Annotated in this window: 20 protein-coding genes; 17 read left to right on the plus strand and 3 right to left on the minus strand. The window is 70.6% G+C overall.

The window, feature by feature from the left end; genetic code table 11:
- Nucleotides 1-167 precede the first annotated feature (167 nt).
- Complete coding sequence (locus tag M3N57_02225) at nt 168-1,628, plus strand: MATE family efflux transporter (GenBank protein MDP9021516.1); 1,461 nt, start codon at nt 168-170, stop codon at nt 1,626-1,628.
- Here the strand turns inward: M3N57_02225 and M3N57_02230 are convergent.
- The 3 genes from M3N57_02230 to M3N57_02240 all read right to left on the minus strand — a co-directional run bounded on the left by M3N57_02230 (nt 1,579) and on the right by M3N57_02240 (nt 3,709).
- Nucleotides 1,579-2,598: a GNAT family N-acetyltransferase gene (locus tag M3N57_02230; GenBank protein MDP9021517.1), complete on the minus strand. Its 1,020-nt coding sequence runs from the start codon at nt 2,596-2,598 to the stop codon at nt 1,579-1,581. The genes M3N57_02225 and M3N57_02230 overlap by 50 nt on opposite strands.
- Nucleotides 2,595-3,380, minus strand: coding sequence for a PIG-L family deacetylase (locus M3N57_02235; GenBank protein ID MDP9021518.1), 786 nt, complete (start codon nt 3,378-3,380; stop codon nt 2,595-2,597). The genes M3N57_02230 and M3N57_02235 overlap by 4 nt, the downstream gene beginning before the upstream one ends.
- A 101-nt stretch (nt 3,381-3,481) precedes the next feature.
- The gene (locus tag M3N57_02240; GenBank protein ID MDP9021519.1) at nt 3,482-3,709 is read right to left on the minus strand and encodes a hypothetical protein; all 228 of its coding nucleotides are present in this window, start codon (nt 3,707-3,709) and stop codon (nt 3,482-3,484) included.
- A 295-nt stretch (nt 3,710-4,004) separates the two neighbouring features.
- Here M3N57_02240 and M3N57_02245 point away from each other — a divergent pair, with 295 nt between their 5' ends.
- The 16 genes from M3N57_02245 (at nt 4,005) to moeB (ending at nt 16,745) form a co-directional block, all read left to right on the plus strand.
- Complete coding sequence (locus M3N57_02245) at nt 4,005-4,688, plus strand: transcriptional regulator (GenBank protein MDP9021520.1); 684 nt, start codon at nt 4,005-4,007, stop codon at nt 4,686-4,688.
- A 90-nt stretch (nt 4,689-4,778) separates the two neighbouring features.
- Nucleotides 4,779-6,206: a Fe-S cluster assembly protein SufB gene (gene sufB / locus M3N57_02250; protein ID MDP9021521.1), complete on the plus strand. Its 1,428-nt coding sequence runs from the start codon at nt 4,779-4,781 to the stop codon at nt 6,204-6,206.
- Nucleotides 6,203-7,591, plus strand: coding sequence for a Fe-S cluster assembly protein SufD (gene sufD / locus M3N57_02255; protein ID MDP9021522.1), 1,389 nt, complete (start codon nt 6,203-6,205; stop codon nt 7,589-7,591). Before sufB ends, sufD begins: the two co-directional genes overlap by 4 nt.
- Complete coding sequence (locus M3N57_02260; protein ID MDP9021523.1) at nt 7,591-7,935, plus strand: non-heme iron oxygenase ferredoxin subunit; 345 nt, start codon at nt 7,591-7,593, stop codon at nt 7,933-7,935. Before sufD ends, M3N57_02260 begins: the two co-directional genes overlap by 1 nt.
- 73 nt (nt 7,936-8,008) lie before the next feature.
- Nucleotides 8,009-8,761, plus strand: a complete 753-nt coding sequence (gene sufC / locus M3N57_02265; GenBank protein ID MDP9021524.1) for a Fe-S cluster assembly ATPase SufC — start codon at nt 8,009-8,011, stop codon at nt 8,759-8,761.
- A gap of 103 nt (nt 8,762-8,864) precedes the next feature.
- Nucleotides 8,865-10,166: a SufS family cysteine desulfurase gene (locus M3N57_02270; GenBank protein ID MDP9021525.1), complete on the plus strand. Its 1,302-nt coding sequence runs from the start codon at nt 8,865-8,867 to the stop codon at nt 10,164-10,166.
- Between the two features lie 25 nt (nt 10,167-10,191).
- Complete coding sequence (locus M3N57_02275) at nt 10,192-10,668, plus strand: SUF system NifU family Fe-S cluster assembly protein (GenBank protein ID MDP9021526.1); 477 nt, start codon at nt 10,192-10,194, stop codon at nt 10,666-10,668.
- On the plus strand, nt 10,665-11,141 hold the full coding sequence (locus tag M3N57_02280) for a metal-sulfur cluster assembly factor (protein MDP9021527.1): 477 nt from the start codon (nt 10,665-10,667) through the stop codon (nt 11,139-11,141). The genes M3N57_02275 and M3N57_02280 overlap by 4 nt, the downstream gene beginning before the upstream one ends.
- 93 nt (nt 11,142-11,234) lie before the next feature.
- The gene (locus tag M3N57_02285; protein ID MDP9021528.1) at nt 11,235-11,723 is read left to right on the plus strand and encodes a hypothetical protein; all 489 of its coding nucleotides are present in this window, start codon (nt 11,235-11,237) and stop codon (nt 11,721-11,723) included.
- Nucleotides 11,720-11,971 (plus strand): monovalent cation/H+ antiporter complex subunit F, encoded by a 252-nt coding sequence (locus tag M3N57_02290; GenBank protein MDP9021529.1) that lies wholly within the window; start codon nt 11,720-11,722, stop codon nt 11,969-11,971. Before M3N57_02285 ends, M3N57_02290 begins: the two co-directional genes overlap by 4 nt.
- Nucleotides 11,962-12,294, plus strand: coding sequence for a monovalent cation/H(+) antiporter subunit G (locus M3N57_02295; protein ID MDP9021530.1), 333 nt, complete (start codon nt 11,962-11,964; stop codon nt 12,292-12,294). The genes M3N57_02290 and M3N57_02295 overlap by 10 nt, the downstream gene beginning before the upstream one ends.
- Complete coding sequence (locus M3N57_02300) at nt 12,291-12,530, plus strand: DUF4040 domain-containing protein (GenBank protein ID MDP9021531.1); 240 nt, start codon at nt 12,291-12,293, stop codon at nt 12,528-12,530. Before M3N57_02295 ends, M3N57_02300 begins: the two co-directional genes overlap by 4 nt.
- On the plus strand, nt 12,527-13,288 hold the full coding sequence (locus M3N57_02305; protein MDP9021532.1) for a sodium:proton antiporter: 762 nt from the start codon (nt 12,527-12,529) through the stop codon (nt 13,286-13,288). The genes M3N57_02300 and M3N57_02305 overlap by 4 nt, the downstream gene beginning before the upstream one ends.
- Nucleotides 13,285-13,635 carry an NADH-quinone oxidoreductase subunit K gene (locus tag M3N57_02310; GenBank protein MDP9021533.1) on the plus strand — a complete coding sequence of 117 codons (351 nt, stop codon included), beginning with the start codon at nt 13,285-13,287 and terminating at the stop codon, nt 13,633-13,635. Before M3N57_02305 ends, M3N57_02310 begins: the two co-directional genes overlap by 4 nt.
- 1 nt (nt 13,636) lies before the next feature.
- Complete coding sequence (locus tag M3N57_02315; protein ID MDP9021534.1) at nt 13,637-15,460, plus strand: NADH-quinone oxidoreductase subunit D; 1,824 nt, start codon at nt 13,637-13,639, stop codon at nt 15,458-15,460.
- Nucleotides 15,461-15,581: 121 nt separating this feature from the next.
- A complete protein-coding gene (gene moeB / locus M3N57_02320) occupies nt 15,582-16,745 on the plus strand; it encodes a molybdopterin-synthase adenylyltransferase MoeB (protein ID MDP9021535.1) in 1,164 nt (387 codons plus the stop codon).
- The last annotated feature ends 91 nt before the right edge of the window (nt 16,746-16,836 follow it).

A 16,836-nucleotide genomic window follows, 5' to 3' on the forward strand; every position in this document is an offset into this window, starting at 1 on the left:
AGCGCCCGCCGCCCACGGCGCTGTGGTCGGGCGGGGGTCTCGGCGGGCGTCTCACCGGTCGTCGAGTCGGGGCGCGGTTGCACCGGCGCATCTTGGCACGCCCCGCCGTGGCGCTGGCCGCGACCCCCCGGTGCTGAACGACCGTCGGGGGTGGCGGCCGCCCACGCGTGCGACGGTCGCTACCGCTCCCCGCGACCGACCCGGAGGACACCATCCGCGTCCCGGCGACCTGGCCAGCGCTGATCAGCCTGGCGTGGCCTGCGGTGGCCACGGGAATGGTCCGCATCGCCATGCGCACCGTCGACCTGATCGTGGTCGGCCTGGTGGTGGGCGCGAGCGGCGTGGCAGCGGTCGGCGTGGCAGACACCGCTGCGCGGCTGGTGCTGATGGCGGCGTTGGGCCTCAGCGCCGGGACCGTCGCCACCGTGTCACAGCGCTACGGCGCCGGGGCCCACGACGCCGCCGCCGACGCGGCCACGCAGACCGCGCTGCTCGCGGTCACGTTGGGGGCCCTCGCCACGGTGGGGGGCCTGCTGGGCGCCGGACCGTTCTTCCGGCTGCTGGGTGCGGGCCCGGACGTGGCCGGTCCGGGCACCGCGTACCTACGCATCGTGCTGGCGACGGCGATCCCGCGGGTACTCGCGATCATGCTGGCGCGGGTCCTGCAGGCAGCCGGCGACACCCGCACCCCGATGGCGGTGCGTGTCACCGCCACCGTGGTCAACATCGCGCTGACCGTCACGCTGGTCGGCGGCCCCGGACCCTTCCCGGCGCTGGGGGTCGTCGGCGCCGCGGTGGGAACGGCGGTCGGCAACATCCTCGGCGGCACCGCCCTGGCGGTCGTGCTGTGCTCGGGGCGGGCCCGGGTCCGGCTGCACCGGGCCGGGCTCCGCGCCACGAACGTCGGCCGCCGTATCGTGCGGATCGGAGCGCCCCAGGTGGCAGAGCGCACGTTGTACGCGCTGGCCGAGATCCCCCTCAACGCCCTGACGCTGGCGTTCGGGACCGCCGCCAACGCCGGGTTCCACGTCGGTCGGCGGGTGCACCTGTTCGCGCGGGTGCCGGCGATCGGCGTCGGGGTCGCCGCCAGCGCCCTGGTCGGGACGAACCTCGGCCGTCGCGACGCGGTCGCCGCCCAGCGCTACGGGGACGGAGCCGTGGGTCTGGCCGCGGTCGTCGGCCTGGTCGGCGCGGCGGTCTTGATCGCCGCGGCCGGTCCGATCGCCACCGCGTTCGGCGGCGGCGGTGACCCCCAGGTCCACACGGTGATGGCGAGCTGGGTGCGGACGTACGGGGTGGCGACCGTCTTCCTCGCGGTCTACGAGGCCCTGCGGAGCACCATGCAGGCGGCCGGTGAGACCCGGCTGCCGCTGGCCGCATCGGCGGTCGGGATCGCCGCGTTCCTGCTGGGTGCCTCGGCGTTGATGGCGCTCGTCCTGGGTTGGGGTGCCGTGGGCGTGCAGGCCGGCGTGGTGCTCGATGCGGTCGTGCGGCCGGCCTTGCTGGGCCGGTGGTGGCGGTCGGGGCGGTGGCTGCGCCACGCCGAGCACGACGCGGCGGCTGCCCCGGTCACGGCCGTCACAGGTGGTCGAGATCGGTCCACGCCACCGACCACTGGCGGTCGCTGAGGTCGCCCAGCGACGGGTCGTTGTGGAACAGGCCGAGGATCTGCTCCGCCGGCTCGAGCCGGCGGGGCAGCAGGCGGAGCCCCGCCGACCGGACGAGCTCGGCGATGCGTGTCCAGGGGAGGGCGATGGTGGCCACACCGACCGCATCCGTGTCGGCCAGGGCCGCGCCGACCACCTGCCGGGCGGCTGCGGCGTGAACGGCTTGGAGGTCGAGCACATGCACGAACCGCCCCCCGAACGCCTCCCGCGTCGTGGTCGCGGCGGCGGCGAGCAGACGAGCGGTGTCGCGGACCTCGAAGAACCGGTAGTCCCCGCCGGGGCGTTCGACGTACCGCCACCGCCACCACGCAGCGTCGTGCACGACCCCGTTGGGCACGTGCTCAGCGGTGACCGCCCACAGCGCGTCGAGCTGGTCGGGCGGCTGTCCGACCTCGCGGGCTCGTCCCACGTCGGGGAGGCGGAACACCGCCCGGCGGACCAGGCCGGCCAGCGGCCGGGGTATCGCGAACCGTTCGGCCAGCCACGCGTCGTCCAGCGCCGCGACGTAGGCCCGGACCGGCGCCACCTCGACCATCCCGATCTTGCCGAGCGCACCTCGGGCCAGCCGGTTGGGCAGGCACAGGGTGACCGGGATGCCGCGTTCGGCGCACTCGGCGAACACCGCGTTCGCCGCCCGTCCCATCAGGCCCTGCCCGCGGTAGGCGGGCAACGTCGCGGCGTCAGCCGGCTTGGCGGCGGTGATGGGGCGTGCGTCGAGCCGGGCGGGGACCGGCAGGACCGCGAAGTGGCAGACCAGCTCCCCACCGTCGTCGAACACCCACGACGCCGCCCGGCCGAACGGGTTGTCCCAGAACTGCCAACGCAGCACGGCCGGGTCGGCCTTGGGGTTGTCGGGGAACACCGCGTCGAACAGGGCCGCCAGCGCATCGGTGTCTCGGGGGCCGGCCCGACGCAGCCGTGGCTCGCTCATCGAGCGTCGGGGTCGAGCGCGTCGGTCGTCCAGCGTGCGTAGTCGGGGAACGGGGCGGCCAGGTACCCCTCGGCGAACCCGCGGCCGCGGAGGCCGTGCACGCTGCGGTAGCGGTTCAGCGCCAGCATCGCGTCCAGGTCGAACGCCTGCTGCGCGGTGGCGTGAGCCGCCAGCGCCGCGCGCTTCCGCTCGATCGTCTCTGACACGTCCACCAGCCGGTTGATCGGTGCGGGAGTCCACACCTCGCCGCCCCAGACGTCGACCGCGTCCGGCGGGATGGTGCGCACGAGGGCGGCACTGCACGCGCGGTGATCGGGATGGGCGTCGCCGAACCAGGGGACCAGGACCAGGTCCGGGGCGAACGCATCCAGCTGGTCCTGCAGGGCATCGGTCAACGCCCCGACCTCGGCGGTGAGGTCTCCGTCGGGCAGGCCGACGAACAGCGGGTCGCCGACGCCGAGGGTCGCGCACGCCCGTCGGGTGTCATCACGGCGGCGCCGGGCCAGCTCGTCGGGGGCCAGCGACACCCGCGACGCCGTGCCGTCGGTGGCCACGACGATCCGCACGTCGGCCCCCCGGTCCGCCAGCGCCGTCACCGTCCCACCGCACAGCAGCGTCTCGTCGTCGGGATGGGGCGCCACCACCAGGACCCGGTCGAAGCGCGGCAGCCCGATCACAGGTCCCTCACCCAGCCGCGACCGCAACCGGAGCACCCGGTCGAGGACGGCGTCAGGCACGCGCGGCGCGAGCCGTCCCGTCAGCCGCCGCAGACCCACCCTCACGGCGGCCAACTCTAGGCAGGCCACCCGCAACGTCGTGGGAGTGGGGGAGTGGTCGAGGACCGACCTGCCGACCTCGAACTAGGTGGGGGTCGACACCGCTGTCACGGCCGGTGGCCATCGCTCGCTGCCGCCCTGATCTCGTCGTCCCACCCCGGGAGCAGCACCTGCAAGGCGTGGACAGCGACGCCCCGCTCGAGCAGCCGGCGCACCACGTCGCGGCGCCGGTCCACGACCGGCACCAACCCGCGGTCGTCGGGCGTCGGTCCGTCGCCTGGGGAGCGCCACCCCGTGCCTGCGGGCTGTGTGCCCGCGACCTCCGTCTGTGCCACGGCATCCTCCGATGGCCGGTCGGGGACCACGTTCTCCCCCCGCAGTGTTCGGTTACGCTGCGTGACGGCTTTAGGGCGAGGCCACGTCGACACCGTCGGTCCGGTACGGGTTCGCGGTCAACGGATCAGGCGGGTTCTCCGGCGAGCGCACGGCCAGCAGCGGCCTGCGGACGCTCGGACAGCCGTTGCGGGGGTGGTGCGCCGCGCGTAATATCATAACCAGGAAGTTGGGAAACTCTGAGGTCGGGCCTCAGAGGTTGAGAGCCTCAGAGATCGGAACCACACGGTGGAGGGCGTGACGACGAACGCGCAGGGTGCGGGGACGCGGCCCCTATCGCGCTCGCTCGCCATGCTGCTCGGCGAGACGCGGGCGACCATCGTACGCACGTTGAAGCGAGAGGGTGAGCGCAGCGCCCCGGAACTGGCGGAGGCGCTCGGCATCTCCGACGTCGCGGTTCGGAAGCATCTCGCGGTGTTGCAGAGCGAAGGGATGATCACCGAGCGGACGATCCGCCAGGGACGCGGCCGCCCCGTGGCCCGGTACCGGCTCACCGAACGGGGGGAGGACCTCTTCCCGCACCGGTACGCCGAGATGGTCGAGGACCTGCTGGCCTTCATCGCGGACCAGCAGGGCCGTGCCGGGTTGCAGGCGTTCCTGCGCTGGCGGCAAGATCGTCAGACCGAGGCCTACGCCCGCGCGGTCGACGCGGACGACCTGGCAGGACGGCTCGATCAGCTGGTCGACGCGCTGAACGAAGCCGGCTACGAGGCCAGCGTCACGACCGACGGAGACGGGTTCGAGCTGACCCAGAGCCACTGCGCCATCTTCGACGTCGCCAAGGACAACCCGGAGATGTGCGCCCACGAGGCCGCGGCGTTCCGGCGCGTCCTGGGCGATGTGCGGATCTCGCGCCGCGAGACGCTGGCGAGCGGCGCCAACGCCTGCGTGTGCACCATCACCGCCAACTGCGGCTGCTGAGACGACAGCTGCATCCCGCAACCGACCTGAACAACCGAACAGACCTGAAGACGACCGAGGAGGAACACCGTGGCGAAGACCGCCGCAGAGATCGGGCTGACCGTGCCCCGCACACAGCAGCAGCAGGTCGCCGACGAGCTCAGCCGTTACAAGTTCGGCTGGCACGATCCAGACAACTACGTCTTCGAGCCCAAGCGCGGGCTGTCTGCCGAGGTCGTCGAGGAGATCTCGTTCCTGAAAGACGAGCCCAAGTGGATGCGCGACCTGCGGATGCGCGCCTACCAGGCGTTCACCCGCCGGCCGATGCCGTCGTGGGGCGGTGACCTGTCCGGGATCCACTTCGACGACATCTACTACTTCGTCCGTGCGACGGAGAAGCAGGCCACGTCGTGGGAGGACCTCCCCGAGGACATCAAGAACACCTACGACAAGCTCGGCATCCCCGAGGCAGAGAAGCAGCGGCTGATCGCTGGTGTGGCCGCCCAGTACGAGAGCGAGGTCGTCTACCACAAGGTCCGGGAGGACCTCGAGAGCCAGGGCGTGGTCTTCCTCGACACCGACACCGCCTTGAAGCAGCACGAGGACCTCTTCAAGGAGCACTACGCGACGGTGATCCCGCCCAACGACAACAAGTTCGCCGCGCTGAACACCGCGGTGTGGTCGGGCGGGTCGTTCATCTGGATCCCCGAAGGCGTCAAGGTCGACATCCCGCTGCAGGCCTACTTCCGCATCAACAAGGAGTCGATGGGCCAGTTCGAGCGGACGCTGATCATCGCCGAGCCCGGCTCGTACGTGCACTACGTCGAGGGCTGCACCGCTCCGGTGTACTCGCGTGACTCGCTGCACTCGGCGGTGGTCGAGATCATCGTCAAGCCCGGCGCGCACGTGCGGTACACCACGATCCAGAACTGGTCCAACAACGTCTACAACCTCGTGACCAAGCGGGCCGCTGCCTACGAGGACGCCCGCATGGAGTGGATCGACGCGAACATCGGCTCGAAGCTGACCATGAAGTACCCGGCGGTGTGGCTGATGGGCCGCGGCGCGCAGGGTGAGGTCCTGTCCGTGGCGTACGCCGCGGACGGTCAGCACCAAGACGCCGGTGCGAAGATGGTCCACCACGCATCCGACACGTCGTCGCGGATCATCTCCAAGTCGATCTCGAAGGGTCAGGGTCGCACGTCCTACCGCGGGCTGGTCCACATCGAACCGCAGGCCAAGCGCTGCGGATCGAACGTGCAGTGCGACGCGCTGCTGCTGGACACCCACTCACGGAGCGACACCTACCCGTACATGGAGATCGAAGCCGACGACGCTCGCATCGAGCACGAGGCGACCGTCTCGAAGATCGGTGACGACCAGCTGTTCTACCTGATGAGCCGGGGCGTCACCGAGGACGAAGCCAAGACGATGATCGTCCGCGGGTTCGTGTCCGACATCGCCTCGGAGCTGCCGATGGAGTACGCGGTCGAGCTCAACCGGTTGATCGCCCTGGAGATGGAGGGTGCGATCGGATGACGTCCGCGACCCCGGGCGCTCGAGTGGGGACGACGCTCGACACCCTCACCGAGGAGTTCCTCGCTGGCCGCGCCGAAGCGGCCGGCGAGCCCGGATGGCTCCGCGACCGCCGCCTGGAAGCGTTCAAGAGGTGGGTCGACCAGCGGTGGCCCCAGCTCCGCGGCGAGGAGCTGTGGCGCGATACACCGTTCACCCGCTTCGCCGTCGACGTCCCGATCGTCACGGGCGGCGAGGAGCTCGCCGCGCCCGTCGCGTCGCCACTCCTGGACGGCGTTGACCTGGCCGGACGTGTCGAGCTCCGCGATGGCCGGGTGACGGTGATGGGTTGCTCCGATGCGGAGGCGCTCGGGGTGGTCGTCACCGACCTCGCCACCGCCGCCACCACACACGAGGATCTCGTCGGTCAGCACCTCGGCTCGCTGACCGCTGATCACGACCGCACGGTCACGACCAACGACGCCGCGTGGACAGCTGGCGCGTTCGTGTACATCCCGCCGGAGGTGGAGCTGGACGCACCGATCGGGATCTCGATCCAGGCGGCACAGCCCGGCGCGCACCTGCCGCGCCTGCTGGTCGTCGCCGATCGCCACAGCCGCGCCGAGCTGTACGTCGAGCACGTCTCGACTGAGCTGGACGCCCCGACCACCGTCGACGAGGTCGCAGAGGTGGTCGTCGGTGACGGTGCCCACCTGGATCTGGTGACGATCCAGGACTGGCAGGGACGGGTCGGCCACCTGGTCGTGCACGCCGCGGCAGTCCACCGCGACGCCCAGCTGCGCCACCTCACCGTCACCATCGGTGGGGAGACCGTCCGTCTGCGCCCCGAGGTGCACCTGGTCGGCCCGGGGTCGCGGATCGAGCCGCTCGGGATCTACTTCTCCGACGAAGGCCAGCACTTCGAGCACCACCCGTTCATCGAGCACGTCGCCGGCCACGCGTCCTCGCAGGTCCTGTACAAGGGGGCGCTGCAGGGCCGCAGCCGAACCGTGTTCCGCGGACACATCTTCGTCCACCGTGACGCGATCGGGAGCGACTCCAACGAGGTGAACAAGAGCCTGATCCTGTCCGGGGGCGCCAAGGCCGATTCCACCCCGTTCCTGGAGATCGAGTGCGCGGAGGTCACCGCGGGGCACGGTTCGGCCACCGGCCAGATCGACGAGGAGCAGCTGTTCTACCTCGAGTCGCGGGGGATCAGCGCAGCCGACGCCCTGCGCCTGGTTGTGTTCGGTTTCTTCGCGGAGGTGCTCGAGCGCATCGCGCTGCCGGCGGTGCAGGAACGGACCCTGCAGCACATCGAGGCCGAAGTCGACCGCGCCGACCTGACGGCGATCGCCCGCCGGGGCCGAGGCCGGGGGGTGGCAGCGGACGAGCGAGGTGCGGCGTAGTGGCTTTCGAGAAGGTCGCGACGCGTGACGATCTCATCCCCGGGACGGGGCTGCAGGTCAAGGTCGACGGTCACCCGATCTGCCTCGTCGTCTGCGAGGACGGTTCGGTGCGGGCCGCCTACGACGTGTGCTCGCACCAGGACTACCCGCTGCACGAGGGGTTGGTGTGGGGCTGCTCGATCGAGTGCGCCCTGCACGGCTCGACGTTCGACCTGGAGACCGGGGAGGCCGAGACCCTGCCGGCGACCGAACCGGTCCCGATCTTCGCGGTGAAGGTCGAAGGCGACGACGTCCTGATCGACATCGACCAGCAGCTGAACGACGCACCGATCCCCGACCACTAGGGACCAGCGGCCGGCCGGCTTCGGCTCGGTCACCGCACCGGAGACTGCAGCACACTTCAAGGAGACGACAACAGTGGCTTTCCTCGAGATCCGCGACCTCACCGTCGAGATCGACGGCAAGGAGATCCTCAAAGGGGTGACCCTCGACGTCGAGCGGGGTCGCACCTACGCCCTGATGGGTCCCAACGGATCCGGGAAATCGACGCTGGCGTACGCGATCGCCGGCCACCCTGCCTACGACGTGACCGGCGGGTCGGTGACCCTCGACGGGCGTGACGTCTTGGGCATGGACCCCAACGAACGGGCTCAGGCGGGACTCTTCCTGGCGATGCAGTACCCGGTGGAGGTCCCCGGCGTGTCGCTGACCAACTTCCTGCGCATGGCGCTGAACGCGGTGAGCGACGAGGAGGTCCCCATCCGTGAGTTCATGCAACGGCTGAAGACCGAGATGGCCAACCTCGACATGGACGAGCGCTTCCTCGAGCGGTCCGTGAACGAGGGGTTCTCCGGTGGCGAGAAGAAGCGCTTCGAGATCGTGCAGATGGCGCTGCTCCGTCCCACCGTCGCGATCCTCGACGAGACGGATTCCGGTCTCGACATCGACGCGCTCAAGACCGTCGCCGAGGGGGTCCAACGCATGGTCGGCCCCGACCTCGGGGTGCTACTGATCACCCACTACACCCGGATCCTGCGCTACATCCACCCAGACGAGGTGCACGTGATGTTCGACGGGCGGATCGTGCGCTCCGGTGGCCCGGAGCTCGCGGAACTGCTCGAGGAGAAGGGCTACGAGGAGTTCCGCGAGGCGACGACCCCCGCGGCGTGACGCCGACCATGCCGACCCTGCGCGTCTGGAGGTTCTCACCGCCCAGGAGTGGGCGGGGCGCGGGGTCCGCGGCAGGATACAGGTAGCGATGGTGAGGACGCTGATGGGCCGCTTCGACGTCGACCGGATCAAGAAGGACTTCCCGACGTTGCGCCGGCAGGTGCACGGCAAGCGGCTCGTGTACCTCGACTCCGCCGCCAGCGCCCAGAGCCCTCAGGCCGTCCTCGACGCGATGGCGGCCTACTACGAGCAGCGACGCGCCAACGTGGCGCGGGGCGTCTACCAGATCGCGACCGAGGCCACCGACGACTACGAGGACGCCCGGCGGAAGGTCGCCGCGTTCGTCGACGCCCCGGTCGAGGGAACCGTGTTCACCCGCAACACCACCGAGTCGATCAACCTGGTGGCCTACTCGTGGGTGCGGCGCCGGCTCGGTCCCGGCGACGCCTTGTTGACCACCCAGATGGAGCATCACGCCAACCTGGTGCCGTGGTTGGAGGCGTCCCGGGAGGTCGGCTTCGAGCTGCGCTTCATCCCGGTGACCGCCGATGGCTACCTCGACCTGGAGGCCGTCCCGGGCCTGCTGGCTGACGGCAAGGTCTCGTTCCTGGCGGTCACCCACCAGAGCAACGTGCTGGCCACCATCAACCCGGTGGCGGAACTGGCCAGGCAGGCACGCGCGGCCAACCCGGCATGCAAGGTGCTGGTGGACGGCGCCCAGTCCGTCCCGCACCTGCCGGTGCGCTTCGGTGAGGTCGGGGCGGACTTCCTGGCCTTCAGCGGGCACAAGATGCTGGGTCCAACCGGGGTCGGCGTCCTGATGGCGCGCCCGGAGCTGCTCGACGCGATGCCGCCGTTCCTCACCGGCGGCGAGATGATCCGCGACGTCACGCTCGAGGGCGCCACCTGGAACGACCTGCCCTACAAGTTCGAGGCCGGCACCATGCCGATCGCCGAGGTCATCGGTCTGGGCGCCGCGGTGGACTACCTGCTGGACCTCGATCCCGAGGAGATCCGCCGCCACGAGATCGAGCTGACCCGCACGGCGCTGGCCGCGCTCCAGCAGGTCGACGGTGTGACCGTCCACGGCCCGGCCAACGTTGACCACCGCGGCGGGTCGATCTCGTTCCTGGTCGACGGCGTCCACGCCCACGACGTGGGGACGGTCCTGGACCACGAGGCGGTGTGCGTGCGCGTCGGCCACCACTGCGCCAAGCCGCTGATGCGCCGCTTGGGGGTGGCAGCCACCGCACGAGCGAGCTTCTACGTCTACAACGACGAGGACGACATCGGACCGCTCGTCCGCGGCATCGAGACCGCCAAGGAGTTCTTCCGCCGGGTCCCGGACGCAGTGGCGCCGGTGACCGAGGAACGCGACCCCGAGACGATCGGCGGCCCGGCGTGATCGATCGTGCGCTAGGAGACCACGCGTGACCCTCGAGGACCTGTACCAGGAGATCATCCTCGAGCACTACCGCAGCCCGAAGAACCGGGCCGCGGCGCTCGAGGGCGAGGACGTGCACGTCCACCACAGCAACCCGCTGTGCGGCGACGAGCTCGACCTCCGCGTCGACGTGGAGGACGGCCGGGTCCGCGCGTTGGCGTTCGACGGGGATGGCTGCTCGATCAGCCAGGCGTCGGCCAGTGTCATGACCGAGACCGTGAAGGGTCGAGAGCTCGACGACGCGCTCGACCTCGCCGAGCAGTTCCGGCTGATGATGCACGGCGAGCGGCCCGCCCGCGAGGACGACCTGGGCGACGGCATCGTCTTCCAGGGCGTCGCGAAGTTCCCGGTGCGCGTCAAGTGCGCCCTGCTCGGCTGGATGGCGCTCCGCGACGCGTTGGAGACCTACCGCGCTGGCGGATCACAACACACGGTGACCCATGAGCACGAGGTGGAGACATGAGCGACGCTGCGCTACCGCCCGAGGAGACCACGCTCCACGAGCCGCCGACGCCCGGCGCCGGGTCGGGATCGGACGTCGAGCGACAGGCCGAGCAGGAGGCCGAGGAAGCAGCCGAACGGGCACCCCGACCGGGCGGGTTCCCGCTCGAGGACGACGGCATGCCATCGGTCGAGGTCATGCGCGAGGCGATGAAGGCCGTGATGGACCCCGAGATCGGGTACAACGTGGTCGACCTCGGGCTGCTGTACGAGATCACCAAGGCATCGGACGGTCGGGTGCACGTCACCATGACGCTGACCAGCATGGGCTGCCCACTCACCGAGCTGATCGACCAGCAGGTCTCGGTCGTGCTGGGGTCGTTGCCGGGCGTCGAGGACGTCACCGTCGACTTCACGTTCACTCCGCCGTGGAGCCCGGACATGATCTCCGACGAGGTGCGCCTCGAGCTGCAGGCGATGGGCATGAACGTCTAGCGGAAGCCGCGGACGGCGCCCACCGGGACAGTTGCACGTCCTGGCGCGTGGACGACGGTGTGGGATGCTCCGGGACACCACCCGGAGGCTGACGTGGTCGACCGGAGTGCAGCGCGGCGACTCCCCTGGGGCTACGTCGTCTGGTGGGGCGCGTACGCCGGGATCTACCTGCTCTTCGTGTCGGTGTCGGTTCAGGAGCTGGTCGCCGCCAGCCTGGTGGCTGCTGCTGCGGTCGCGCTGTCACGGGTCTCGCTCCGCGCAGCCGGGATCAGCTTCACCGGCGCCTTGCCGCAGCTACACCGGCTCGCCGCGGTCGCGCGTGTGTTCATCGCCGAGACCAGAGCGGTCGCCGCTGCCCTGTTCGAACGGGTGCTGCGGCGACGGCCGCTGCGAGGGCGGTTCATCGCCGTCCCGGTCGACCACCGCATCGACGCGGCGCTGGACGCGGCCATCACCCTGGAGGCGTCGGTGGCACCCAACACCTACGTCGTGGCGTTGATCGAAGGGCAGGAGTGCCTGCTGCTGCACCAGCTCGCGCCCCGACCCGACCCCAAGCGCTCGTTCCCGCGGTGGGCCACGTGACCGCGGTCGACCTGGCGGTGGTCGGGCTCCTGGTCGCCCTCGGCGTCGCCGGGGCCGGGGCGCTCACCGGCGACGTCGGTACCCGGCTGGTGGCCGCACAACTGGTCGGGGTGATCGCCGTCCTGATCACGCTGGTGCTGTCCGCCCGCCACGCGCACGATTCCTACTCCGACGTGGCGCTGGTGTTCGCGCTGATCATCCTCGTCGGCGGGCTGACCGTCACCCGGTTCCTGGAGCGATGGCTGTGACCGTCATCGTCGCCGTGCTGCTGGCCGCCGGCGTCGCCACCGAGTTGCTGTGCGCCGTCGGCCTTCTGCTGGCACGGGACGCGTTCGACCGGCTGCATCTCGTCGGGCCGGCCGCCGTGGTGGGGACCGCCTTCATCGTCGCGGCCGTGGCGCTCGACGCCCACACCGGCTCGCACGCGGCCCGGGTGGTGGCCACCGGTGCCGTGCTGTGGCTGTCGAGCCCGTTCCTGACCCGTGCGACGGCACGGGCGCTGCGCATCCGGCGCACCGGCAGGTTGATCGCCGACCCCCACGAGCAGGTCGCCGAGGAGGGCAGCGCGTGACGCCGGCGCACGTCCTGGCGTTGCTGCTGGTCGCCGCGGCCGGGACCGCGGTGGTGGCCACCCGCGACCCGGTCCGTCAATCGGTCGTGGCCAGCGTCTTCGGGTCCACCCTGGCGGTGCTCTTCCTGTTGTTCGAGGCGCCGGGCGTCGCGATGGCGATGATCGTCGTGGGGATCGTCGCCGTCCCGGTGATGGTGCTGTTCACCATGGCCGCGGTGCGAGCGAACCAGCGGTGAGCGAGCAAGCCCGCAGGGGACTGTTCCTGGTCGGGGCCGCGGGGTTCGCTGCGGTCCTGTTGTGGGGGCTCCTGGCCCTGCCCGACGCGATCGACTTCGAGGATTTCGTCAGCAACTACTACCTCGACGTCGGCGTGCGCGACCGCAACTCGTTCAACCTGGTCAGCGCCGTCATCTTCGACTACCGCGGTCTCGACACGATGGGGGAGCAGCTGATCCTGTTCGCGTCGGTGACCGCCGTGGCGCTCCTCCTACGCATGCAGCGCACTGAGACCGACGCGCCGCCACTCGATGCGCTGCCCGGGAGGGACGTCCCGCCCACCAGCGGGGCGCTGCAGCTGGCGGGCACGGCGCTGGCAGGCATCGCCCTCCTCACCAGCCTCTACGTCATCCTCCACGCCCAGTTCACCCCGGGAGGCGGCTTCCAGTCGGGCGTGCTGACGGCCGGGGGAGTGCTGGCGCTGTACCTCGCCGACGAGTACGACACGTTCGCACGGCTGACGTCCGAACGCGTGCTGGAGCAGATCGAGGCAGTCAGCGCCGGCGCCTACATCGTGGTGGGCCTGGTCGGGCTGGTCGTCGCTGGATCTTTCCTCACCAACATCGGGCCGATGGGGACGCTGGGGGAACTGGTGTCCTCGGGGACCATCGTGGGCCTGAACATCATCATCTGGTTCGAGGTGACCGCCGGGTTCCTCCTGATCTTCTCCCACTTCCTGGAACAGACCGTCCGCATCCACGAGCGCATCCGGCGATGAGCCTCGAGGCTCTGCCGTACGTGGTGGCCGGGTGGCTGCTCCTGGCGGGTCTCTACGGCATCGTCACCAGCCGCAACCTCGTCCACCTGGTCGTGTGCGTCACGGTCGTGCAGTCGTCGACCTACCTGCTGCTGTTGGCCGTCGGGTTCCGTTCCGGCGCGATCCCCCCCATCTTCCCCGACGCCCCGCTGGACACGCCGGCCGTCGACCCGATCGTGCAGTCGTTGGCGGTGACCGACGCGGTCGTGAGCGCGACCGTCACGGCGCTGCTCCTGGCGTTGGCGATCCAGGCCCATAAGCGCACCGGGACGCTCGATCCCGACGACTTGCGCACCATGCGGGGGTGACGTGGAGGCCCTGCCGTCCCTGGCCGTCGTGATCCCGCTGCTGTCGGCCACGGCGCTGTTGGCGGTTGGGCGTGCGGTCGGACGCCCGGTCCTCGACCTCGCCGGGGCCGCGGCCGCAGCCGCCACCGCGGTGGTGTGCGTGCTGCTGGCCACCACCTCCACGCTGGTCGTGACGTGGTTCGGCGGGTGGGAGCCGCTCGGTGGCGAGGCGATCGGACAGAACTTCGCCATCGACCCGTTCGGAGCGGGGACGGCCGCGCTCGCCGCCGTGCTGACCGCCGCCTCCCTGCTGTTCTCCTGGCGGTACTTCGAGGCGATCGGTGCCCTCTACCACACCCTGATGCTGCTGTTCCTGGGGGGCATGGTCGGCTTCGCCCTGACCGGAGACCTGTTCAACCTCTTCGTCTTCTTCGAGCTGCTGACGACCACCGGGTACGCGCTCACCGCCTACGAGGTCGAGCGTCCCGCACCGCTGCAGGGGTCGTTGAACTTCGCGGTCACCAACACCATCGGCGCGTTCCTGCTGGTGCACGGCATCGGGTTCCTGTACGGGCGCACCGGCACGCTCAACCTGGCGGAGATCGGCCGAGAGCTCGGTGACGCCCCGCCCGACGCGACCGTGATCGTGGCGTTCCTGCTGATCTCGACCGGGCTGTTCGTCAAGGCCGCGATCGTGCCGTTCCACTTCTGGCTGCCCGACGCGCACGCGGTGGCCCCCACGCCGGTGAGCGTGCTGTTCTCCGGCGTGATGATCGAGCTCGGCCTGTACGGCTGGGCGCGGGTGTACTGGACGGTGTTCTCGGGCCAGCTCGAACCGCACGTCGGGGACCTGCGCGTGCTCCTGGTCGCCATCGGGACGCTCACGGCGATCCTCGGTGGGGTGATGGCCCTGGCGCAGTGGCACCTCAAACGCCTCCTGGCGTTCTCGTCGGTGAGCCACGCCGGGTTGATCCTGATCGGCGTCGGCCTGCTGGACGCTGGCGCCCTCGCCGGCGCCGGCATCTACACGCTGGCCCACGGCGCCGTCAAGGGGGCGCTGTTCCTGGCGGTCGGGATCCTGCTGCACCACCATCGCAGCGTCGACGAAGGTCGGCTGCGGGGTCGCGGCCGGTCCCAACCGGTGACCGCTGCCGTCTTCATCGCCGGTGGGCTGGGCCTCGCCGGCCTCCCACCGTTCGGCACCACGTTGGGCAAGCAGCTGATCGAGGAGGCCGCAGCCCACCTGCACTACGAGTGGGTGGGTGCCGTGTTCGTGGTGGCCGGGGCTCTGACCGCCGGGGCGGTGCTCCGGGCTGCGGGGCGCGTGTTCTTCGGCTGGGGTCCGCCGCCCCGTCGCGACGTCGAACAGGCCGGGGAGGAGCCGCCGCCCGAGACCGACGACAACGGCACGGGCCCTCAGCACACCCCCGCCGTGATGCTGCTTCCGGCCGCGGCGCTGGTGGTGCTCGCCGTGGCGATCGGGCTGGCTGCCCCACTGGCCGGTGCGGCCGAGTCGGCCGCGGAACGGTTCGTCGACGTCCAGGCGTACCAGGCCGCGGTGATGGACGGGGCGACGGTCCGTCTCGAACCACGGCCGGGCGTCACGCTGAACGCCTCCGCGATGGTCCTCGGCGCCCTCGCCGCCGGCGGGGCGGTGGCCATCGCGCTGGGGGCGCTCAACCGTGACCGCATCCCCCAACGACTGCGCCGGCCGGTGACCGCCGTCGCGGTCCCGGCGCTGACCTTCCTGGAGCGGCTCCAAAGTGGCCACGTGGGCGACTACGTGGCGTGGATCACGTTCGGGGCCGCGGCCCTCGGCGGCTCGTACCTCCTCGCCCTGCGCTGACGAGCGTTCGCACCGTTCCCACTGGCGGGGAAGCGCGGCGACGGGGGAGACGTTGGACTAAGCGAACAGCCGGGTGGTGCCCGGCTGGTCGGCACGTCCGCGACCGCCGGAAGTGAGGTCCATGAAGCCGCTCGTCGAACAACGCGAACCGCTCACCAACGCTGAGATCGCGCGCTACAGCCGCCACCTGATCATCCCCGACGTCGCGATCGCCGGTCAGGAACGGTTGAAGGCCGCCAGGGTCCTGCTCGTGGGGACCGGTGGGCTCGGCTCCCCGCTGGCGCTGTACCTCGCTGCGGCGGGGGTGGGCACGATCGGCTTGGTCGACGCCGACCTGGTCGACGAGTCCAACCTCCACCGCCAGGTCATCCACGGCCAGTCCGACATCGGCCGACGCAAGGTCGAATCCGCCCGTGAGTCGATCCACGAGGTGAACCCCTTCGTCGACGTGCGGATCCACGAGACGTACCTGACCAGCGACAACGCGTTGGAGATCATCGAGCCCTACGACCTGGTGATCGACGGGACCGACAACTTCCCGACCCGCTACCTGGTCAACGATGCGTGCGTGCTTCTGGGCAAGCCCAACGTGTACGGCTCGATCTTCCGATTCGAAGGGCAGGTGGCGGTGTTCTACGCCGAGGAAGGGCCCTGCTACCGCTGCATGTTCCCCGAGCCACCCCCGCCGGGGATGGTGCCCAACTGCGCCGAGGGTGGGGTGTTCGGCATCATCTGCGGGACGATCGGGTCAGCGCAGGCGACCGAAGCCCTGAAGCTCATCACCGGAGTCGGAGAGCCCCTGATCGGCAAGCTCGCCCTGTACGACGCCCTGGATGCGCGTTGGTCGTACGTCCGGGTGGTCAAGGACCCGGACTGCCCCGTGTGCAGCGAGAACCCGACGGTCACCGAACTGATCGACTACGCGGAGTTCTGCGGGGTTCCCGCTCACGATCGCGAGCAGGTCATCGACGCGTTGGTCGAGCTGGAGGTCCTGCCGTCCGAGTACGAGGAGCGCAAGGACGAGGTCGTCCTCCTCGACGTCCGGGAACCTCACGAGTACCAGATCAGCCGTATCCCCAGCGCCACCCTGATCCCGAAGGGTGAGTTGCCGGGGAAGCTCAGCGAGCTGGATCCGGCCCGGGAGTACGTCGTGCACTGCAAGTCGGGGGTCCGGTCGCTCGAGGCCGTGCAGCTCATGCGGGGCGCCGGTTTCCGCGCCCGCTCGATGCGGGGCGGCATCACCGCCTACGCCCGGCAGATCGACCCCAGCATCCCGGTCTACTAGGGGTCCGCGTCGTCTCCGATACACGCCCGGCGGGACGTGCCCGGTCGTCGACCTTGAACGTGACACCACGTAACGGTCGACCTGCCCGGTA

It is taken from the genome of Actinomycetota bacterium, assembly GCA_030776725.1.
Lineage (GTDB): Bacteria > Actinomycetota > Nitriliruptoria > Nitriliruptorales > JAHWKO01 > JAHWKW01.